This is a genomic window from Phycisphaerae bacterium, from assembly GCA_018003015.1.
Lineage (GTDB): Bacteria > Planctomycetota > Phycisphaerae > UBA1845 > PWPN01 > JAGNEZ01.
In genome coordinates this window covers 67,635-89,447 of sequence record JAGNEZ010000005.1, presented here as the reverse complement: position 1 = coordinate 89,447, position 21,813 = coordinate 67,635, and the positions used below count along the sequence as shown (strand labels likewise).

General features: G+C 63.7%; 16 protein-coding genes and 1 tRNA gene. 4 read left to right on the top strand and 13 right to left on the bottom strand.

What is annotated here, in order from left to right:
* Positions 1-31: 31 nt before the first annotated feature.
* Positions 32-598 (bottom strand): nitroreductase family protein, encoded by a 567-nt coding sequence (locus KA354_03770; protein MBP7933745.1) that lies wholly within the window; start codon positions 596-598, stop codon positions 32-34.
* Positions 599-678: 80 nt separating this feature from the next.
* On the opposite strand from KA354_03770, the gene KA354_03765 reads away from it, so the two are divergent.
* On the top strand, positions 679-819 hold the full coding sequence (locus KA354_03765) for a hypothetical protein (protein ID MBP7933744.1): 141 nt from the start codon (positions 679-681) through the stop codon (positions 817-819).
* A gap of 246 nt (positions 820-1,065) precedes the next feature.
* On the opposite strand, the gene KA354_03760 is transcribed toward KA354_03765, so the two are convergent.
* The 4 genes from KA354_03760 to KA354_03745 form a co-directional block, all read right to left on the bottom strand.
* Complete coding sequence (locus KA354_03760; protein MBP7933743.1) at positions 1,066-1,551, bottom strand: hypothetical protein; 486 nt, start codon at positions 1,549-1,551, stop codon at positions 1,066-1,068.
* 461 nt (positions 1,552-2,012) lie between these two features.
* Positions 2,013-2,771, bottom strand: a complete 759-nt coding sequence (locus KA354_03755) for a hypothetical protein (GenBank protein ID MBP7933742.1) — start codon at positions 2,769-2,771, stop codon at positions 2,013-2,015.
* 27 nt (positions 2,772-2,798) lie between these two features.
* On the bottom strand, positions 2,799-3,035 hold the full coding sequence (locus KA354_03750) for a hypothetical protein (protein ID MBP7933741.1): 237 nt from the start codon (positions 3,033-3,035) through the stop codon (positions 2,799-2,801).
* Positions 3,013-3,417: a Dabb family protein gene (locus tag KA354_03745; protein ID MBP7933740.1), complete on the bottom strand. Its 405-nt coding sequence runs from the start codon at positions 3,415-3,417 to the stop codon at positions 3,013-3,015. The genes KA354_03750 and KA354_03745 overlap by 23 nt, the downstream gene beginning before the upstream one ends.
* Before the next feature lie 167 nt (positions 3,418-3,584).
* Between KA354_03745 and KA354_03740 the strand changes: the two genes are divergently transcribed.
* A tRNA-Leu gene (locus KA354_03740) sits at positions 3,585-3,667 on the top strand.
* Between the two features lie 192 nt (positions 3,668-3,859).
* Here KA354_03740 and KA354_03735 read toward each other — a convergent pair.
* The gene (locus KA354_03735) at positions 3,860-6,232 is read right to left on the bottom strand and encodes a response regulator (protein MBP7933739.1); all 2,373 of its coding nucleotides are present in this window, start codon (positions 6,230-6,232) and stop codon (positions 3,860-3,862) included.
* A 694-nt stretch (positions 6,233-6,926) separates the two neighbouring features.
* Between KA354_03735 and KA354_03730 the strand changes: the two genes are divergently transcribed.
* A complete protein-coding gene (locus KA354_03730) occupies positions 6,927-8,216 on the top strand; it encodes an outer membrane protein transport protein (GenBank protein ID MBP7933738.1) in 1,290 nt (429 codons plus the stop codon).
* A 123-nt stretch (positions 8,217-8,339) separates the two neighbouring features.
* Here the strand turns inward: KA354_03730 and KA354_03725 are convergent, their stop codons facing one another.
* From KA354_03725 to KA354_03715, 3 genes are all read right to left on the bottom strand, one after another.
* A complete protein-coding gene (locus tag KA354_03725; GenBank protein MBP7933737.1) occupies positions 8,340-9,236 on the bottom strand; it encodes a class I SAM-dependent methyltransferase in 897 nt (298 codons plus the stop codon).
* A gap of 74 nt (positions 9,237-9,310) precedes the next feature.
* Entirely contained in the window at positions 9,311-10,672 is a 1,362-nt protein-coding gene (locus KA354_03720) for an AMP-binding protein (protein ID MBP7933736.1), read from the bottom strand.
* 799 nt (positions 10,673-11,471) lie between these two features.
* A complete protein-coding gene (locus KA354_03715; GenBank protein ID MBP7933735.1) occupies positions 11,472-11,729 on the bottom strand; it encodes a hypothetical protein in 258 nt (85 codons plus the stop codon).
* A gap of 982 nt (positions 11,730-12,711) precedes the next feature.
* Between KA354_03715 and KA354_03710 the strand changes: the two genes are divergently transcribed.
* Positions 12,712-14,760 (top strand): OPT/YSL family transporter, encoded by a 2,049-nt coding sequence (locus KA354_03710; GenBank protein MBP7933734.1) that lies wholly within the window; start codon positions 12,712-12,714, stop codon positions 14,758-14,760.
* Between the two features lie 75 nt (positions 14,761-14,835).
* Here the strand turns inward: KA354_03710 and KA354_03705 are convergent, their stop codons facing one another.
* Genes KA354_03705 through KA354_03690 form a run of 4 tightly spaced genes read right to left on the bottom strand, consistent with a single transcriptional unit; the run spans position 14,836 to position 21,591 of the window.
* Positions 14,836-19,170, bottom strand: a complete 4,335-nt coding sequence (locus KA354_03705) for a PAS domain S-box protein (GenBank protein MBP7933733.1) — start codon at positions 19,168-19,170, stop codon at positions 14,836-14,838.
* Entirely contained in the window at positions 19,167-20,042 is an 876-nt protein-coding gene (locus KA354_03700; GenBank protein ID MBP7933732.1) for a protein-glutamate O-methyltransferase CheR, read from the bottom strand. Before KA354_03700 ends, KA354_03705 begins: the two co-directional genes overlap by 4 nt.
* A complete protein-coding gene (locus tag KA354_03695; GenBank protein MBP7933731.1) occupies positions 20,033-21,154 on the bottom strand; it encodes a chemotaxis response regulator protein-glutamate methylesterase in 1,122 nt (373 codons plus the stop codon). The genes KA354_03700 and KA354_03695 overlap by 10 nt, the downstream gene beginning before the upstream one ends.
* A complete protein-coding gene (locus KA354_03690; GenBank protein MBP7933730.1) occupies positions 21,151-21,591 on the bottom strand; it encodes a response regulator in 441 nt (146 codons plus the stop codon). The genes KA354_03695 and KA354_03690 overlap by 4 nt, the downstream gene beginning before the upstream one ends.
* Positions 21,592-21,813 lie beyond the last annotated feature (222 nt).

The following is a 21,813-nucleotide window of genomic DNA, read 5'->3' as shown; positions in this document are numbered from 1 at the left end:
TCGGGCGCTTTCCATGAGTGCTCGACCGATTTCAGTCATCGGGGTAGGAAATATCGAGCGGCGGACCCTCGTACCGGTCGCTGCTGACAATCTTGCTCAGTGGCAGCCGCTCATCCTCACGGATCGGTCGCAGGAGGTCGGGCGAGGCCGGGTAGCCGAGCGGCGTCATGGCGACGATTTTCACCCCGGCCGGGATGCTGAGCAGCTGCTTGACGTTGGCCTCGTTGAACGCGCCGATCCAGCAGGTGCCCAGGCCCTCGGCTGTCGCGGCCAGGATCAGGTGATCCATGGCGATGGCCAGGTCGATATCGACGCTGTTGGCGTAGCCGCCCATTTTGGGGTAGGCTTTTTCCGGCATGCCGCAGGCGACCACGATGATCGGCGCCTCCGCCAGCCAGAGCTTGTCATTGGCCGCCTTGGCCACCCCCTTGCGCAGTTCCGCGTTCTGGACCCAGACGAAATGCCAAGGCTGATAGTTGCATGCCGACGGGGCCGAACGCATCGCCTCTGCCAGTCGGTAGATCGTTCCGGCGGATATCGGCTTGGAGGAATAGGCTCTTACGCTTCGGCGGGTTCTGATGGCGTCGATGACGTTCATGGCTGATCTCCGTCCCTAACTTACCGGCCCCTGTCTTCCGCGGCAAGGCCCATCCTCCCACCGGCCATCCAGGCGGGCACTTGCCCAACGTCCGCAGCGACCAGGACTGCTGCCTGATCGCTGCCCTCTGCCAGCTGGTCTACTGCGGCTGTTTCGCCCTGATCTGCGCCTGCGGCGTGCGGATCAGCGACACCCGTCGAACCGTCCGTTTCTGCCATTGACTCCAAGCAGACGATCCTGGACGTGATCGGCAAACGCAATCCGGCTCATATCCCAGCGAGTCACGGCGAAGCAGGGCATCCAGGGTGCCGTCGCCGTTGAAATCACCCCTCAAAGCCGTGTCGGAATTCGGCACCCCTGAGAGATGGGTTCGATCCGAACCAGCCGCAGTTCAGTTCGCACCTCGAAGCCGCTCTTAAAGTCCGAGTGTAGATCGGGCCGGTCGCTGGCGGCTCAAGGCTCGTGCCTCACTGCACGCGGTGCGGATCGGCCGGTTGGCCCTCACCGCGGTAGCATCGCTGGAAGATGCCGAAATCGGACTGATCCACGTCGCCGTCGGCGTCCTGATCGACTTGCTCGCAGTCCGGCAGAGACAGCTGTACGGTCGGGCCGCTGAAGCACCTCGTGAACGCGTCCAGGTCTGCCCCATCAACGTCTCCATCGCGATCGACATCCGGACCCCGGGCGAGGCTCGCGGCACCCGCCACCGTGTGGTCGAGTCCGTCGACCGACAAGATACCAGCGACGGCCGAGTACATGCTCGCCTGGGTGGGGAGCACCCGATAGCTGAGCTGGCGGTCGGTGTTGTCGAAGAACGGTCCCCAGCGCACCTGCCTTGCGGTCTGGTCATAGAGGCCGCCCTCATTGGCCAGACTGACCGACCAGCCTGCCGGCGTAGACTCTTCGAGAGCGTAGGCGGCCGCCGTGCCGGGCTGCACGTCAATGGAGACCATGTAACCGTTGCCATCCGGCTGTACACTGCGGACGGCGTGGGCTGTTCCGCTGGAGGCGAGCAGCCGCTGCGGCAGGTCGTCCCCGGAGGCTCGAGCGGGCAGTCGATCCAGAGCCGCGGCGGCGTCTGGTTCGCGTCGCAGCAGTAGGTCTCGCCGTGTTTCCAGATCGCGCCGCCCCGGGTCACGTAGCTGATGGGTACCGGGTTTGGAGGCAGCGGCCAGATGCAGCCGCGTTTCCAGCAGGATGCGTAGCCGGTGACCTCATCGATCACGATTCTCCGATCGCCATTAACGTCCGCCGGGTGATCGAAGCACAGTGTGATGCAGGCGGGGCCGCAGATTTCGGTGGACGCGCCGTCCGAACTGACCACGCCGGGTCCAAAGCACTGATTGCACATTGTTCCCGCCGGTGGAGTCGCCTCGTAGATGAGCGTGCGGGCGGTATGGTCCAGGAAAGGTCCTCACTTGACCTTGCCGGTCGCGGCATCGAAGAAGCCTGGCTCGGTGATTGCACCGACGCTCCAGCCGGTCGGCGGCTTGTCCTCGACGGCGTAGACGGCCGTGCCCGCCCCGGGCTTGACCTTGATGATTGCGGTCACCTTCAGACCCGGGGAATACTTGGTCGGCAACTCCCGCGTGGCCACGCACGGCGGCGGTTCGCACTCATCGGGGACACCATTGCCGTTCGCATCCTTCGATGTACCGGCCATGATGTCGCATATGTCGGGCACACCATTGCCGTTGCAGTCCGACACCGTCTCATCCGCGAGACCGCACTCGTCGGGTTGCCCGTTCTCGTTGCAGTCCTCGCTGGTGCCCGCGGAGAGGTCGCACGAATCGGGTACGCCGTTACCGTTGCAGTCCTTCTCCACGCCGGCCCCGACATCGCACTCATCGGGGTTCGCATTCTGGTTGCAGTCCATACTGCTACCGCCGGCGATGTCCTCATGATCGTCCACTTCGTTGCGGTTGCAGTCGGGGTAGTACTCATGGGCCCCCATATCGACGATCGGCGATGAGCCAGTGCCGGTATCCGGAGTAAACAAGTCGTCAATGAAACGTGGGCGGTCAGCGAGATCGGGCCCGATAGCCACGGCGTTGTTGCCTGCGTCAATACACGGCGAGCCCTGGCCTAGTCGGGCATCGCCGGGCACGTCGTAGCGGAGCAACGGATCCGTGCCAAAACTACCTTCGCCGTCGAGTCGGCCGGTCCAGCCCATGACGCACGGGTGATCGACGTCATCGTCTCAGTAGTCGTACCAGACCTGGGCCTGTTCAGTGTCGGTTTCGGGATCGGCGTCGGCGTTACCCCAGAGAATACTGTTGTACACATACGCGGACCCGTCGACGAAGTGGACGCCGCCATGGCTGCTGGTCGCCGTATTGCCCACCACGGTGCAGTTGATGAGCGTGGGGCAGGCATCGTAGCTGTAGACCGCCCCGCCGTTCGCGTTCGTGTGATTACCGCTGAGAACACAACCCATCAAGACGGGCCTCCTTTGTCCAGTAGTCTACGACCGCGACCTTGTCCAGCACGGGGCCCAGCGACACGCCGAACTCTTTGTGAGCGGGGTGGACAAGGTAGGCGTCATCCACATGCCTGATCGTGCGGATTAGAATGACCTGGTTAGTCGGTGCTCCGGTAGGCTGGCTCGTGCCCGTTCCATGTGATGCGGGTGAAGGCGGTGCATTTCGGAAGAGACTCAGATTCCGTCGGGCTTCTTCGATGGTTCGACCGACGGGGGTTAGTCGCCGGTTCTCCTCGATGCAGAATTGACGGTAGCCGGACTCGAAGACCAGTCCCGTTTCCAGGAAGAAGCTGTACCGGGCAAACGCGGTTGTCTCGTTCGCTCCAAAGTAGTACATTTTACCTTTGATGAACTTGCGGAACTGGCTGGTTCCGGCGTGGAATCCCAGTTTGGCTTGCTTCCTTTTCGGGGCCATGCTTCGGGTCCTCCGAGAGAATGAGCATGATCCCGACTATAATGGAAGCCGAGGATGTTGGATGGGCGTCATTTGATAGTAGCCTATCTGGGCGAGTGGCGGAATGGCAGACGCTGGGGACTTAAAATCCCCTGTCCGAAAGGACGTGCGGGTTCGATTCCCGCCTCGCCCAATACCACCTGCAACCGTCAAGAGCCACTTCAGGGTCCTTGTGAATCTCTTCGGCGGCATATCGGACCTGGTCCGTTATTCAACCCCGTTATTCAACCGGACGGTAGACAGTGACGCGGCTCGGCCTCGGCGTGCGCGGTCCGACCCCGGGCTGAGTCGGGCAGCGTGGTCAGCGCAGGTTTGAGGTGCCGGATCACCGCCCCGGGCCTGTTTCAGGGGGTGAGATGGCAGAGGATGTACTTGCCACGTCGGGACATCGGCGCATGGGGCTCTCAGCGGCCCGACTTTGCCTGATTTTCTCGGCCAGTTCGGCCCGTTTGACGGGTTTGGTGCTGTAGTCATCACACCCGACCGCGATGCACTTCTCCCGGTCGCCCTCCATGGCGTGGGCGGTCAGAGCGATGATGACCCCGCCGTATCCCTGGCGACGCAGGAGCGCCGTCGCCTGGTATCCATCCAGGATCGGCATCTGCATGTCCATCAGGATGACGTCGTAGGGCTCGTTCATGGTCACCGCCTCCATGGCCTTCTGAGCGGCGATCTTGCCGTTCTCTGCGACCACGACCTGGGCCCCGTCCTTGCGGAGCAGGTGCGGGATAAGGCGCTGGTTGTCCGGGCCGTCTTCCGCCAGAAGAATGCGATACCCCTTCAGGGGCTGATCGCCCGGCTGTCCGCCTCTCGCGGCGACGATGGCCGGTCTGGGCCTCGAGGTGCTCGCATCCGGGCTGGTATCCTGGGCAACCCGGCATCGTATCTGGAGCCGGAACCGGCTTCCCTGGCCTTGGCGGCTGTCGATGAGCTCGACGTCGCCGCCGAGCATCTCGGCCAGCCGCTTGCTGATCGCCAGGCCCAGTCCGGTGCCGCCGAACCGGCGACTCATGGAGGAATCGGCCTGCATGAAGGGCTGGAAGAGTTGCTTCGCCTGGTCCGGGGTGATTCCCAGTCCCGTGTCGGTGACGTCAAAGCTCATCGTCGCTTCCCGGCCTGCGATGCCGCACCCGACCGCCAGACGCACTTCTCCCATCTCGGTGAATTTCACTGCGTTGCCGATCAGATTGATCAGGATCTGGCGCAGGCGGGTGGGGTCGCTTTCGATCATGTCCGGGACATCGCTTTCATACGCGATGTGCAGCGGGAGCTTCTTGGCTTCGGACCGCACGCGCATCAGCGAAATGACTTCCTCGACGAGCTTGCGAGGCGAGAACGATACCGACTCGATGCACAGCTTTCGGGCTTCGATCCGGGACAGGTCGAGGATGTCGTTGATGATCGCCAGCAGATGCTCACCGTTCCTGCGGATCGTGCGGACGGCCTCAATCTGCTCAGGTGACGTGTGCCGGGCACGCACATCCTCCAGCAGGAGGTCGGAGAAGCCCAGGATCGCGGTCATGGGCGTCCGGATCTCGTGACTCATGTTGGCCAGGAACTCGCTCTTGGCGAGGTTCGCGGCTTCGGCCACATCTCTGGCCTGCTTCATGGCCTCCGCGACGCGTTTTCGGTCGGTCACATCGATGAACAACGCCGCCATTCGGCCACGCGACGTGCGGAATGCGTGAATCTCCAGCCAACGGGCATTCTCGCCGTGCTCAAGCAGGAAATCCGTGGTCCACAGCGATCCGAACCGGGCCGCATCTCGGAAACGATCTGCCGCCCCGATGGTAACCAGTTCGGGAAAGACCCGCTCGATGGGTTGGCCGATCATCGCCTGGTGATCGATGCCGGTGTGCTGCAGGGCGCCCTCGTTGGCGTCGCTCAGGATCAGCTGCTGGTCGCCGTCCAACTCGTAGAGGCAGATGCCCATGGGTGAGAACTGAATCACGCTTCGGAACTTGGCCTCGGATTCCCGCAGGGCCTGCTGCACGAGTTCGCGTTCATGGGCTTCGAGGCGCAGCTGCTCGTTGCTGACGGTCAGTTCGGCCGTGCGTTCGCGCACTTGGCGGTCGAGTTCGTCGCGCGAGCGCCCCAACTGGCGGAGATACAGGAAGTCCTGCCTCGCCTGGGCCTCCAAGTAGTAGGCCGTGAACATGCCGATAACGTTTTCGGTGATGAAGAAGAAGTCGTTGTTGATGAAGGTGATGGTCTCGATCTGGAGGTGCCAGGCCGCCACCTGGTAGGCGGCCAGGAACGACGTCGCCGTGACCGTGGCCCAGATGAAGCGCAATCGCACCAGGGAATACGCGTACATCAGGACGCACATCACCCCGGCGTAGTAGGTGGTATCGGCCGGCGGCGGCGCAATCAGGATCATCACCACGATGCCCAGCCCGCCGAGACCAACGGGGATGGCGATGAGGAGTTGCCCACATCGCGTGAACCACGACGTGTAGGTACTGACGAGACTGGCTACGATCAGCGGACAGACCACCACGTACCGGATGAACCACATGTAGTGCTTGACAGAGGCAGCCAGGTACGCGTCGAGGATGCCAAAAACGGCATAGAGGCAGAAGCCCAGGGCGAGGGAAAGACGGATGCGGCCCATGAACGTCCGATAATAAAACCTCCGGAACTCGGCTTCGAGGCTTTGGGGAAAGGTCAACCGCAGTTTGCCTAAGCTGCTGAGCACTGCCAGACTGCTCCGCACCCCACGACTTCGCGAGGCGGAAGGGGCCCCACAACCAGGCATGTTCGGCGCGGTGCTCGCGACGAAGTGCCACTCCTGCTCTGCCCCATCGGGGCTGGCAGGATCCCCGGCCCGTGGTACAAGGCAGGCTGGCGCCCGGGCGGGTGGTGTCATATGGCGCCGGCCCGATGGACAACTTCAGGCGCCAGGCGGCGGACTATTCTTCACAGAGGCGGTCGCAGGTGCCTGACGCAGTCCCCCTTCATCCCATCGACCAGATTGAGCGGGTGCTGAACTCCCGAACGGGCAATCCACTTCGACTTATCGGCCGCTGCCGTAGTTCTTGTTCCCCCCTTCCGACGGTTCCAGAGGGTGGTCGGACCGCCCGGCGGCTTCGTGACCTCCGGCCGCGTGACGCTCGTCCGTCTTGCCCCTGACGGCCGAATGTCCCACAAGGTGGGCCGGCTTCCGGCCGATATACGGTGTGCCGATCACCCCTTTGAAGGGCCGGACAGGCGCGTTCGGCGGGGGTTGATGCCAGCGGAGAGTGGGTCTGTCGGGTCGCGTGTGCCGGCCCGGCGGAGGCCAGTCGAGGGTTCCGCACGTCGAGTCAGAGGCCGGGATTCCGATTCAACCGGGTCGGCGTGGGTGTTCCTTTGGGCAGCGGTACTGGCCGTGGCGCGGGCATTTCATTCGGATGTTGTTCATCGGGCGCGAGGTTCAGCACATCGTGGGCAGGTTCCTCCGGGTCAAACCACCGCGGCTCATTGGTGTCCTCTGGCTCACCTGGGCATGGTCGTTTGCGGCACTCGCGACCGACGGCGTCGAACCGATCGGCGTGAGCATGCAGGCCCGGGCCCGCGGAGGCGCGGATGTGGCTGTCGGCGATTCCGTTCTCTCCCAGATCGATAATCCCGCCAACCTGTGCCTTTCACCGCGTGATTTGTGCAAACTCGATTTCGCCGGCAAGCTGGGCATCCTTGACGTCCGATGGCGAGGGCCGCTGGATTCCGACGACTCGGAAGTCAAGCTCATTCCGCTGGTCAACGCGGGCATTGCCGTTCCGCTCAACGACCGGCTGACCTTTGGTGTTGCCCTGAACTCCAAGGCTGGCCTTGGCACCCGCTTTTCGTTCCGGCATCTGTTCATTCCCTTCTGGAACCGGCGTGAAGCTTCGGACATGAAGATGGTCAGCATGCCGATCAGCCTGGGGTACAAGCTGACCGACAAGCTGTCCTTCGGGCTCGGCGGACGATTCGAAGCCGCCACGTCGGAATTCAGCACCGTCCTGGGACCGGCCGACATCGAGTTCGGTCGCGGGTACGCCTACGGCGGCGGTTTCAACGCCGGCCTGCACTACAAGGCGGCGGAGACGCTATCGTTAGGACTCGCCTATCGTTCGCCGACCTGGTTCGGTGATCTGTCGGGCGGGAAAGGCAAGGCCTCGCTCTTGGGTTGTCTTCCCGTGTCCCTCGGCGAAGTGGCCCTCGAGGATCTGAAGGGCGCCCAGCGAATCGCCGCTGGCGCCGCCTGGGATGCAACCCCGTGGCTGAAGATCATCGGCGAGGTCCGGTGGCTCAACTATGACCAGAGCACGTTTCACCGCACCCGCATCCGAATCCACTCGCCGATTGACTTCAGCTGTCCCTTTCCGCTGGGGTATTGCGATCAGTGGGCGTTCATTCTGGGCAGCGAATTCAAGCTCAGCGAGCATTGGCGGCTCGGTGCGGGCTATCACTTCGCCACGCCCAACACCGATCGCTACAACCTCACCCCCATGGGATCGATCACGTCCACCCATCACGGGACGATCGGGCTGCGTTATGAGACCCGGAAATGGTGGGTCGGCGGCGGCTACGTCATCGCCTTCCCGAGATCCATCGACGGTCCTGGAAGCAGCCACATTCTGCTGGGCACCGACTACGGCGACGGACACCTTGCCCAGACGCAGCATCTCATCTCGATGGGCTTCGGTTTCAGTTGGTGACCTCAGGGAGGGCCCGAGGAAGGCCATGCGGTCGGTGGAGATGCGAGGCCGCCTGCGGGCCCGGCTGGCCCGGGCTCGGGACCGGTTCGCTCGAACGGCCTTCCGGTCCGCGGCGGATACCCTTCAGGCGCGAACGAGTTCCAGGAATGCGACACATCCGGTCGGATCCCTGAACACGCTCTGGGCCCCGATCTCGGATCGAGGAATCTGTTGGGCGAGGGCGGCGAGCTGTTCATCGGTCCGGTAGATCAGCCACCAGTCCATGATCGCTTCCATGTACCCGGCATCGGGTTCCTCGGGGGTGACGTTGGCAATCAGCAGCCTGCCGCCCGGTTTCAGCATCGCGAACACGTAGCTGGTCAGCTGCTTGGCCGCACCCTGCCAGATGTAGTCGTAGAGCCCCGCGCTGTAGATGAGGTCGAACCGCCCGAGGTCGGCGAAGTTCATGTCGAACACCGATCGGCAGACGGTGACCACGCCGCATGCTCTGAACTGTTCTTCCACGATCCTGAGGCTGTTGGGATCGTGATCCAGGGCGACGAACCGGCCGAGCCGGCGCTGAACAATCGCCTTGCAGTCCATTGCCTCTCTCAGGTGACCGCAGGCCAGAGCGAGCACCTCCGCGTCCGGCCTTTCCGCGGCCATGTCATCGATCGCCCGGGTCAGGGCGTCCCGCCGGTTGCGTACGGCCTGCGAGAGCGGCCGGCTCAGGAGATAGTCCAGGACGGCCCGGCCGCGTTTCGACGTTCCGTTGATTTCGTAGTGGCCGTAGATGTAGTCGATCATCACCGCGTCGCCGGCGTATCCGCGAGGCTTCTCGGCCGCACGGCGAGTGAACGGGTCCTCGAGCAGGAGCGGCCGGAGCGGGTGGTTCATGGAGACCCGCACGGCAAAGGCTTTCCACTCGTCGGCGGACATCGAAGCCCGGGTGCGCCGAAGCCCGTCCAGCAGCTCATCGGCACAGGCGGTGAACGCCGTTCCGTTTTCGCGCATCTGGCGATAGATCTGATCCAGAAACATGTGAGTCACCCCCGATTCCCCGATACTCGCCCGATCGCAGCCGGGCGGGCGGCCTTCTCGGACGGCGGCACGGCTCAGACGAACTCGATTCGCCTGGGGATTTTGTACCGCGACAGGTTCTCCTGGAACCAGCGGTTGAACGCCTCCCGTGAACCGTTCGCGCCGTCGCGGAGAACGAACTTCGCATCCACCTCGTGCCCGCCGAGACTCGACTCCTTGCCGAATACGGTTGCGTTCTGAACGTTGCCATGCAGGAGCGCCAATCGCTCTACCTCGCGCGGATACACGTTCTTGCCCCCGACGTTCAACATTCGCTTGGCCAGTCCCGTCAGGTAGACATATCCGTCCTCATCCATGTAACCCAGGTCGCCGGTGTGCAGCCAGCCGTCGCGGATCGCGCGGCTCGTGGCCTCGGGGTGTCGGAAGTACCCTTGCATGACGTTCACCCCGCGGGCGCACACTTCGCCGGACCGGCCGGGCGGCATGCGGTTGCCCTTCCTGTCCCGAATGCAGACTTCACAGTCGCCGAAGGCTCGCCCGACGGAGTGGATCCGGATCCGGTCCTCCGGGATGTGCCACGTGCAGACCGGCGACGCTTCGGTCAGGCCGTAGCCTTCATGGATCTCCAGCCCGGTCTTGTCCCGGAAAGTCTGGAAAACGGGTTCCATGAGCTTGTATCCGCCGGACACGGCCCCCACCACCGTTCCCAGCCAGTTCCTTACCATGGGGACGCGAGAGATCAGATAGAACACCATAGGAACTGAATAGAGGTTTGTAACTCTATATTTCGCCATTTCAATCACGGAGGAACGCAGCCGCGAGAGTTCCTTGATTTCCTGCAGCACCACCGTGCCCCGGCCGAGCAGCGGAACCAGAAGCCCGGCCTGAAAGCCGTACAGGTGGTGCAGCGGGGCCAGCATGCAGGAGACGGTTCGCGGGTTCACATGGTCGCCGCGGACGATTGCGTGGGCCACGGAGAGGAGTCCTTCCCGGGTCAGAAGCGCGCCCTTGTACCACCCGTCCTCCGCGGCGGTGTACACCATCATGCAGATGCGCGAGAGGTCCTCGCCTCGCCACGGCTCGCTCGCCGGCCGGCGGAACACAAGATCCCGGCGATAGTCGAACTCGAGCGTTCTCGGGTCATAGCGTATCAGCACGCCGGGCTCGCTGTCGGCCAGAAGATCACCCAGCTCCAGCGGCCGGATGTCCGGGTCGACCGGAACCAGGATCATGCCCGCCTTCTGAACCGCGAAGCAGGCGATCACCGTCTTGATGTGGTTGTACGCGAAGACAAAGGCGAACGGTGAATCCGAGATCCGCTTCGCCCGCAGATGGGTGGCCAGGTCATCAACGGTGGATTGCACTTCCCGCGGAGTATACACCCGGTTCGCGAAGTGAATGCCCTGGAAGTCCAGTTTCTCTATCAGCTCAGGCATCCCAACACCTGTTGACAGAAGAAGAACAAACTGTATGACAACCAGTTTTATCAAGCACAGCCTGATCAGGCCCGCGAGGTCGCTGGCCGCCGAGGCCGGGCATGCCTGCCCGTCGGCCGGATGGCCATCAGCTTTCGGTCAAACCACCCCCGTTGACCGTGTGTCGGTTGTGGCCGGACATCGTGTGTCGGTTGTGGCCGGACATGCGGAAGACCTGACCCGTGAAAAGCCGATCACCGGCCAACCCGTCCGTGAGGTGCAGGCGATCCCAACTGCGCTACTCCGCAAAACCCCATGCGGTTACGGGCAGAGTATCTCACATCTTCGAACGGCGTCAAGGAAAAACCACCACTTTTTCCTGGAGTCAGGACGAGTTGTTAGGATGGGTAATGTTTCGTTCAGGTGCTTTTTAGATTAGAGAAAGTCCCTGTGGCTCATTGCCCATCTGCTGGTTCCAGAAAGCGGCCATTCCCTGCGCAAGCTGAATCCAGCTCACAAACCGGCACGAGGCGGGTCGAGCCGACGCGGACCGCCGGTGCAGCCACCCGTCGGCAACACTTGCGCGACCGATAAGACGTCAGGCCTTCTCGCTCGGAATCGGAAACGCGCGCTCCGTGAGCGGCGACGAGGCGGAAACGGCCGTGGACCAACTGAGCCCATGCGCTCCCGCGTGCCGACGTGTCGGAGCACACCGTCGCCCGCATTCGGGGCGCAGGAATTGCGCTCTCCTGAACCGGAACCATGCGGGCTACCACTTCTCGCGCGCTGGGATACCTGCAGGGACAAGTGTAGAGAGGGCCTACAACGGGGCCAAAATCCTGGCGACCTCCGCTTCCACCATTGCCATGAACTCGTTGAGTGTCCGCACCCTCAGGACTTCGATGGGCAGTTCGATACCCAGGGCGTTCTCGATCGCCACCGAAATGGCCACATACTGCATCGAGTCGATGTCGACCTGGGCGCGCAGATCCGAGTCGCGGTCAAGTCGAGCCAGATTGTAGCCGGTCTCGGTCTCGAGGACCCGGATCACCGTGGCCCGGATGTCATGGTTGCTCATAGGGCCTCCCAGCAACGATTTCCCTAGGATGGACCGATGCGAGGCCTGCATGTGCCCCGATCGGATTGCGGGTGTCTTCCGAACAGCTCAGTACCCACGATGGAGGCCGGCAGAAACTCCTCGCCGGAGTATCACCGGTTCCGAACTGAATGATCTTCCTTGCCGCCCGTTGGATTGAATTGCACACGGGGGCCACCCGGCCCATGCAAAAGCGAAACGCTCCATCACTCATCCCTGAGTCCTGGGCGGTCCGCACTGCGCTACTCCGCAAGACTCATGCGGTTGCGGGCAGAGTATCCGGCATCCTTGCTTGTCGTCAAGAGCTCACCAGCAGAAATCCGCCCACTCCCTCGATTTGGTAGTTTGGGTAAGTAGAAGACTCTGTGCAAGTTCGCCAGGAACGAGAGGGTTTCGGTCCGTGGACGCGGAGGTTCTTCTCATGCCGCTCTCCGGGTTGGCCGGCGAGGCCTTGGGCCTCCCGGTCGGTGGAACCGGAGCGGTTGAGGCGGTATGAAGAGTCGTTGTGACACCTGTGCTGGGTTTTGAAGTCATTTGGGGGTTTCCGGGAGGCGACGAGTGCCGGCAGCGCGGCGAAAAGCTGGACTCCATTGCTGACGGCCTGAATGTAATGTGATCTCCCACTTCGCCGGGCCGCTGAAATGGTCGAGATCGTCCACCCGGTCAGGCTGACGTGCCATGACAGGTGCTCCACGTCGGGTTACAATAGGCCGGGCGAGACTGGTATGTGGGGACCGCTCCCACGCGGGTAAGCGGCGGGAGCGCCGGCCCCGCAAGCGCAGGTTCTTCCGTCGAGAGCTGGCCCGAGTTCAGCGCCGGCCCGGCCCTTCTGAACGTATGGGGCTCCAGGTGCAGTGAGAAGTCGCGGCGGGCACCGTCGTGGTGGTCGCAGGCGGGGGGCGTGTGGTTATTGCTGGTGGCCTGGCGAAGTCGCGGGCCGCCGAGGATCCGAAGGAAACCGCTGATGTCCACCGGTGCAAACGAACGCGAGAGTAGTCTGCCCGACGGGACCGCGGAGTCGGCCGCCTCTGTTTCGCAAGCGGGCGATCGGCTCGAGATGCCGGTGGCGGCGGAACAGGCCGCCCATCTGCCCCCGAACGGCCGCCGGCCGGGAGAGATTCCGCCCCTGCCCGACCATGCAACGCCGGATGAGAAGGAGCTGCACTGGTATCGTTACGTCTATCAGGGGGACCACGTCCGCCAGTTAAGCCTGCGCGCCGTTCTGATGGGCGGCATCCTGGGCATGTTCATGTGTATCTCGAACCTCTATACCACGCTGAAGCTGGGATGGAGCTTCGGAGTCGCGATCACCTGCTGTGTCCTCTCCTACGTCATCTGGAATGCGCTCCGCACCCTGTCCGGCAAACGCCTCAGTCAGATGACTATCCTGGAGAACAACTGCATGCAGTCGACGGCTTCGGCCGCGGGCATGTCCACCGGTGGCACGCTGGCGACCGCGGTGGGATCGCTGCTGCTGATCTACGGGTACCACCTGTCCTGGCCGACGCTGGTGGCCTTCACGTTCCTCAGCGCTTCTCTGGGCGTGTTCCTCGCGATTCCCCTCAAGAGGCAGATGATCAACATCGAGCGGCTCCCGTTTCCGAGTGGAATGGCCGCGGCCGAGACCCTGCGGAGCCTTCACAGCCACGGCGCCGAGGCGATCAGGAAGGCCTACTCGCTGGTCACGGCGCTGGGGTGTGGGGCGGTGCTCGGCTTCTTTCGTGCCGCGGAGGGGGCCATTCCGCTGCTCGACCGCATCTATCAGACGCCGATCCTGGGCACGCCGTGGCGTCTGCACATCCGCGAGCTGATCGCCTTTTCCGGCCGCTCGAACGGTCCCTCGCTGGTGGGATTCGGCTTCGAGCCCGGCACACTCATGATCGCGGCCGGCATGTTCATCGGCCTTCGTGTCTCCCTGTCGATGCTGGCCGGCTCGATCCTGCTCTATTGCGTGGCCGTTCCGTGGCTGTTCGCCCAGGATCAGGCCATGGCCGGTGTCGCCGATTTCGTTCCCTCGTTCACCGTCAAGAACGGGGTGATCAATCCAACCCGCTGGGCATTGTGGGGCGGGACGTCCATCATGGTGTTCTCGAGTCTGGCCTCGGTGGCCTTGCAGTGGCGGACGATGGCCCGGGCCTTCAATGTGTTCCAGCGGGCGGAGGCGGGCAGCGGCGCCGCCGAGCTGGCCCGCGTCGAGGTCCCCGGCTCCTGGGTGATCGCGGGCGTGGTTCCCATTGGCATTGCCGCCGTGCTGCTCAACTACCTTGCGTTCAACATGTCGATCCTGCTCGGAGTGATCGCGGTAGCCATGTCGTTCGTGCTCTCGCTTGTCGCCTGCCGGGCAACGGGCGAGACCGATACGACGCCGACCGGGGCCATGGGCAAGGTCACGCAGCTGATGTACGCTCTGCTGGCCAAGGGGGACACCACGGTCAATCTGATGTCGGCTGGGACAACCGCGGGTGCCGCGGGCAGCGCGGCGGACCTGCTGACCGATCTGAAGTCGGGGTATCTGCTGGGCGCCAATCCGCGCAAGCAGTTCCTGGCTCAATGGGCTGGGGTCTTCTTCGGCGTGACGGCGATCGTTCCTGCCTGGTATCTCATGGTTCCGGACCAGCAGACCCTGGAGGCGTTCCAGCCGCCGGCCACCAACATGTGGCGGGCAATGGCCGACGCCTTAACCAAGGGGCTGCACACGGTTCCCCTGACGGCCCAGTATGCCATCCTGATCGGAGCTGTGGTGGGCATTGCCCTGCCGATCCTGTCGGCGCTGTGGCCGAAGGCGGCTGCCTATCTGCCCTCCGCGATGGGCCTGGGCCTTGCGTGGGTGGTTCCCTTCCAGAACAGTCTCTCGTTTGCGATCGGTGCGGTCATCGCCTGGGTGTGGACCCTCGTTCACCGCCGCACGGCAGGCACATACATCATGCCTGTGGCGGCCGGCTTGATTGCCGGGGAGTCGATCGTTCTGGCCCTGATTGCGATCATGGCGACGGTCGTGAAGATGTTCCTGTGATGAGCGCCTGGATCTGATCCTGTGGTCCGGCCTCGTCCGCGGGGCCGAACGGATCTGGGCTGTCCCGGGCCTGCCTTATGGGGGTTCCTTGTTCGCCGCTGTCGGAGCCGGCGGGTTCTCCGCCCGCGTCTGGTGGCAGAGTTCGATCAGGGCTTTGACCTCGTGCTGCAGCACGTCCAGGGCGCACTGTGCCTTGGCGTCTCTTTCGATGTCACCGGCCGCCTTGGACAGTGCGGTGAAGCCATAGTTGCCGGCCGCCCCCTTGAGTTTGTGAGCCTCCATGGTCAAGATGCTTAGGTCGTGGGCGGCGAGGGCCTGCTCGAACGCCTCGATGCGTTTGGGCAGCCGGCCAAGGAACGCCTCGATCAGGGGAGCGAATGCCGGGTCGCAGGACCGCTCGCTGGACAGGACCTGATTCCCGGATCCGGCCGCTGTCGAGGGCGTCGTCGGTCGGGCAGGCTCGCTGGCGGCCGGGGTCGCCGGCTCCGGAGCCTTTGACGCGGGTGCGGCCGGCGGGGTGGGAGCGGCCGCGGATGCCGACAGGTTGCGCTGGATGGTCTGGAAGAACTCCTGGCGGTTGATCGGCTTGGTCGCGTAGTCATCGCATCCGGCGGCCAGGCACTTGTCGCGGTCCGACGAGAGGGCGTGGGCGGTCAGGGCGATGATCTTGCCGGTGTAGCCCTTCTCCCGGAGTTGCCGGGTGGCCTCGTAGCCGTCCATGACCGGCATCTGCATGTCCATCAGGATGATGTCGTAGGGCCGAGACGGGTCCGATGCCCGGCGATTCAGGATTCCACCCAGGGCCTGATCGACAGCCAGTTGGCCGTTCTCGACCAGGACCACCTCGGCGCCTGCCCGTCGCAGCATGGCGCTGATGAAATCGCTGTTGTCCTCGCTGTCCTCGGCCAGCAGAATGCGGCAGCGCAGCGAACCTGCCGTGGCCGGCGCACGGTTCTTCTGTACAGAGTCTTCCATGTTGAGATTCTCACCGTTGTCCCTGGTGGAAACACCCTCGAGTGAACCAGTGGGGATCGTGACGCGGATATGAGTCCCGCGATCAGACGCGGAATCGACGATTTCAATGGAGCCGCCGAGCAACTGGGTAATCTGCCGGCTGATGACCAGCCCGAGCCCCGTGCCGCCGAACTGCCGCGTGGTTGAGGCATCGGCCTGGGTGAATGGCCTGAACAACTGTTCCCGCTGTTCCGGGCTGATTCCTACCCCGGTATCCACGACGTCAAACTGGATTCGCGGGTAATCAGCGGGTTCCGCCGCCAGGAACTGGGCGTGCAGCTTCACGGAGCCTTGCGGCGTGAACTTGATGGCGTTGTTGACCAGATTGGCCAGGACCTGGCGGAGGCGGGTGGGGTCGGTGGTGATGGTGGCCGGCATCGGGCTCAGGGCCTTGACCTCGAAACGCAGGTTCTTCCGAGCTGCGTTGACGGACTCCAGCGACTCGATCTCGGCCAGGATCTGCAGCGGGGAGTAGCGAATCTGCTCGATGGCGAGCTTGCCGGCCTCGATCTTGGAGAAGTCCAGAATATCGTTGATGATGGCCAGCAGGTGGCGCCCGTTCCGCTGGATGGTGGTGAGGGCCTTGAGTCGCTCCGGGCTCTCGCCGGCCGATTGGCTCTCTTCGAGCAGGGAATCCGTGTAGCCCAGGATGGCGGTCATGGGGGTGCGGATTTCGTGACTCATGTTGGCCAGGAACTGGCTCTTCGCTTGGGTCGCGGCGTTGGCCGCCTCGGTGGCCGACCGGAGCTGTTGGAGGACGGCCATGAGCTGGGTCTTGGCCTCCTTCTCCCGCTCGATTGTGTCGGCCAGCATGTTGTTGCTCTCGCGAAGCCGGTCTTCGATCTGCTTTCGCACGTCGATATCGATCGCGGAGCCCAGGTATCCAATGAACTCTCCGGAATCCGAGTATCGAGGAATGCCGCGGTCGAGCACCCAGCGGTAGCGGCCGTCGGCCCGGCGCAGGCGGTACTCGATCTCAAACGGCTGCCGGTCTACGAAGGAGGTCGTGTAGTGCCGAAGGGTCCGCTCGAGGTCCTCGGGATGGATGCCCTCACTCCACCCGCTACCGCGGTCCTGGTCGAGGGTCCGGCCGGTGAATTCGAGCCAGGCCTTGTTGAACCACGTGCATTTCATGTCCTGGCTGGCCATCCAGAGCATGGCCGGCCCGCTGTCGCTCAGCAGCCGGAAATGCTCCTCGCTTTGGCGGACAGCCTCCTCGGCACGTCTGCGTTCAGTGATGTCTCGAATGATGCCCACGGCGAACCACTTGTCCTGCAGGCGCATGCCGGACAGAGACAGCTCGATCGGGAGTTCCTGGCCGTCGGCCCTTCTGGCCGTGAGCTCGATGACCTTTCCGACTCCGTCTCCGGTCGGTGCCGTCCCGAAGCGGGACAGGCGTTCGAGGTGGTCCTGGTGATAAGGTTGGGGCAGAATGAGATCGTGCAGGCCTGCGCCCAGTGCCAGATCCGCCGAGAAGCCGAACATGGTCTCGGCGGCTCGGTTCCAGACCACGACCCGACCCTCTGGATCGATCATGACGATCGCGTCCTGGGCAGAATCGCTGATGCTGCGGAACAGCTCCTCGCTGGTGCGGAGGGCTTCCTGGGCCTGCTTGCGCTCGGTGATGTCACGATGTGTGCCGGTCATGCGCAGCGGCTTGCCGGTGTCGTCGCGCTTTACCACCTTGCCTCGTCCGAGGATCCACTTCCACTCGCCGTTCCTGCAGCGCATGCGGAACTCGGCCGAGACCTGGGGAGTCTCACCTCGAGCGTGGGTCTGGATGTTCCCTTCGAGCATCGGCCAGTCGTCAGGGTGAACCAGCCGCTGGAAGGTGCTCAACCGGGGCTCGATCTCTTCCACCTCATGGCCGAGAATCTCGCACCACCGCGGGCTGAACTCGATGATGTCCGTGGTCATGTTCCAGTCCCAGAACCCGTCATTGCTGCCCTCGAGCACGAACTGGAGCTGCTCGCGGCTCTGGTGGACCTGGAACTCGGCGCGTTTCTGTTCGGTGATGTCGCGCACGGTTGCGTGCACGGATCGCTGGCCACCGAGAATGATGGGGACGAGGGAGACTTCGCACTCGACCAGTGAACCATCCCTGCGGCGATGCTGCCAGTAGAACCGCTGAGGATGTCCCGATCGCGCGGCCTCGATTCTCTCCTGGGACGCCTCGGCCGAACGGCGCCCATCGGGCTGGAAGGGTGGCGAGAAGTCCGCGGGGGTCCGGCCGATGATGTCCTCGCGGTCGCAGCCGAACAGAAGGCACGATTGGCTGTTGCAATCGAGGAATCGGTCGGTCATGAGGATCTGGCCGTCGGTGGCGTTCTCGAAGGCCGCCCGGTGCTTGTTCTCAGCGGTCTCCAGCGACTCGAGCATCGAGTTGACGCTTGCGGTCAGCTGGCCCAGCTCGTCTCCGCCGTCGACCTGGAGACGTTCCGACGGCTTGCCGTTGGCCCGGATTCCCTCGACTCCCCGGGCAAGTTGCTGAATTCGCCGGATGACCAGCCGGTCCAGAAGAACGAGGATGGTCACGATGCTGGCGAGGCTCACGACCGCCACCGAGGCGAGCAGGTACCGGAGGCTCGCCGTCACGTGCCGCTCAACGAGACGAGGGGTCGTGTTCTCGATGAGCACTGCCGGCCGGCCGTAGAGGTCTCTCCTGAGCGACCAGCCCGTCGCCGTCTCCGAGTCGGCCATGTCGATGACCTGAGGCTCGCCGCCCAGGAGCGCCGCCAGGACGGCCTCCGGCACCGGCTCCTGATGGAGGCGGTGCAGCCGGATCGTGGAGTTGGTGTGTCGATGCAGGCTCTTGAGCACGTCGGCGTTGATCCGCCGGCCGACAATGAGTGTGCCGCGGATGGGGCCCGCTCCATTACTGTCCACGATCGGCCAGGATGAGACGATGCAGGGTGAGCCGGCGACCAGGAGAACGCCGGCAATAGGCGCGCCCACCTTCTCGTGGTGTGTCAGCACCGGCAGATGCTCGCGCAGCAGGGGGGCCTGTACGTTGAACATGAGGTTGGCCGATTCGCCGTCGGCCGCCTGGGTGAAGTCGCCGACGACGCGGCCGTCGCGGTGCAGAAAGAGCATCCAGTCGGTGTGGATGGTGGTCAGACTCGTCACCGTGATGTTCGATTGCACGAACGCCGGGTTCCCATCCTCGATATACCTGCAGGTATCGTCCCACTGAGCCCAGTCGCCGCCGATGATCTGCAGTCGACTGATCAGGTCGTCGATGGTGGCGTTGGTGTGGTGGACGGCATGCTCGGTTGCCCGGAACTCGGTTTCGGCGAATCCCTGGGTGAGGATACGGGTGGCGGCCAGGTACAGGCAGCTGCTCAGAACCACCAGGAGCAAACTGATCGGAACGAGGACCCGGGCTCGCAGCCTCATCGTCCTGCTCCTGCGAGGCAGGCCTGAGGGGCGGCCGCTCCCGACTTGTTGGGCCTGTAGAAGACCGAGCGGCAGTGCTGATGGGGCGCGAATCGTGGTCCCAGATCGGTGAGCGACTCGGAAGAGCCCACGAACAGGTAGCCGGAGGGGGTGAGGGTATCGGCTAGCCGAAGGAAGAGGCTTCGGCGGGCCTCGGGGCTGAAGTAGATGGCGACGTTCCGGCAGAACACGATGTCGAACGGGCCCAGGCCGACGAACGGTTCGAGGAGGTTGATCCGACGAAACGCGACCAGCCCCCGTACCTCGTCCTTGACTTTCCAGCCACTCGGCTCGCGATTGAAGTACTTGGCCAGCATCTGCGGGGTCATGCCCCGGTTAATCTCCATGTCGCTGTAACGGCCGAGACTGGCCTGCCGGATGGCCGTGTCGGAGATGTCCGTCGCGGTGATCTGGATGTCCCAGCGGGCGGCATCGGGCAACAGCTCGTAGAGCACCATGACCATGCTGTATGGCTCCTGGCCGGTACTGCAGGCTGCCGACCAGATCCGCAGGCGGCGAGGGCAGACCGTGCCGGCCTTCTCGTCGATCAGATCCGGAATGACCTTGTGCCGCATCGCCTCGAACGGCGTGGTGTCACGAAAGAACAGCGTCTCGTTCGTCGTGATCGCGTCGATGATCTTGGTCTGCAGAGTCTTGTCGTTGGCGTATCGGACCTTGTAGTAGAGTTCGCTGAAGGTGGAACACCCGGTCTCCTCCGCTATTCTCGTCAGCCGGCTCTTGATCAAGTAGCCCTTGGTTTCATCGAGGACAATACCGCACAGGTCATCGACAAGTCGAGAAATGACTTTGATGTCCTCGCTGCTCACTTCCATGCGGGCACTCCTCTTCCAGTGAGGCGAGTGATTTCGGTGGCCATGCGCTCGAGTGGAACCACCGCGTCCGCCAGGCCTTCCTCCGTGGGCTGCTTGGGCATCCCGTAAACCACGCACGTGGCTTCGTCCTGGGCGATAATGGTCGCCCCGCGGCGTTTCAGCAGCCGGCAGCCCAGGGCTCCGTCGCTGCCCATTCCGGTCATGATGATGCCGAGGGCGTTTGGCCCGCAGACATGGGCCACGGAGCGGAACAAGTAGTCGACCGCCGGGCGGCAGTGGTTCTCCGGCGGATCCTCGGTAATCCGAACAACCAACCGCTCTCCTTCCCGGTCGAGCTTCATCTGCCGTCCGCCCGGGGCGATCAGAATCCGACCCGGAACGACGGCATCGTCGCCAGCGGCTTCGCTGACCGCCAACTGGCAACGGCTGTTCAGATCGTGGGCCAGCGAGGCCGTGAACTTCGGGGGCATATGCTGCACGACCAGCACCGGGGTGGCCAGATCGCCGGGGAGCTGGGGCAGCATTCGGCTCAGGGCCTGCGGTCCGCCGGTGGAAATGCCCAATGCCACCACCTCCGGCTTGCCGGAGACCGGTTGGGCGACAACGCTCATTCGCCGAACCACTTCGGAAGCGGAGGACACCTTCCTCGTCGCCACCCGCTGAGGCCCGGATGAGTCTCCGGCCGCCTCGCGAATCGAACGGGATCGGGCGAACGCCTCGATCTTGTGACCAAGCTCTCTCCGCAGCTCCTCAACGTTGCTTTCGGTGTCCGTCCCGCTGGGTTTGAGCACGAAATCGAAGGCACCCAGCTTCAAGGCGGCCACGGTGGCATCAGCCCCGCTGGTGGTAAATGCGCTGAGCATGATCGCCCCGACCGGGCTGTTCTTCGCCTTGAGCTGGCGGAGTACCTCCAGGCCGTCCATCTCCGGCATCTCCAGATCGAGAGTCAGAAGATCCGGATGAAGCTGCTCCATTTTCTGGAGGGCGATCTTGCCGTTGGCCGCCGCCGACAGAACCTCCACCCCTGGCAGGCTCGCCAGGACCTCGCTCACGATCCGGCGGTACACCACCGTGTCGTCGACCACCAGAACTCGGAGTTTCCTCTCGTTCACGGCTTCCTTCCTGCTGCGACCAGTGCCTCAGGCGCGGAATTGCCTTGCCGGAACCATCCGCTCCAACGAGCCGCCCGGGCCAGAGCCGAGGCAACCGCGTCGGTCAGCGGCGGCAGCGGCTCTTGCTTGGAGAAGAAGTCGATGGCTCCCCGGTCGGCACATTCGATCACTTGTTCAATGGACGCATCTCCCGTCAACATGATGACCTGTACCAGCGGGCTGAGTCTCTTGAGCGCCGAGAGCAAGGCGACGCCGTCCGTGCCCGGCATGTGGATATCCGCGACCACCACGAAGTAAAGGTGGCGCTCCATCATCTGCAACGCCTTCGCCGCAGAGTCCGCCGCGTCGCTGACAATGCCGGCCGCCCCCAGCTTGCTCTGCAGGAGGCGGCTGATCATCGGACTGTCATCCACCACAAGTACCTTGGCTTGAGCCACGTATGGTCCTCCGATGGCCCCGAGCTCCGGCGATGCCCATCCCCGGCCTACGCCGCTTGCTCCCGAAGTCTGAATCGTTCCACAGGTTCCCGCCGCTTGCTGCCCCCTGCCAACGACTCCTGTCAGGCCATCGGCCTCCCGTCCCCCGAATCTCGAACCGCCGTTGGGATGCCTCGGCCGCCAATCCTCATGCCGCTCTCGTCTCCCCGGGGACGGTTCCCC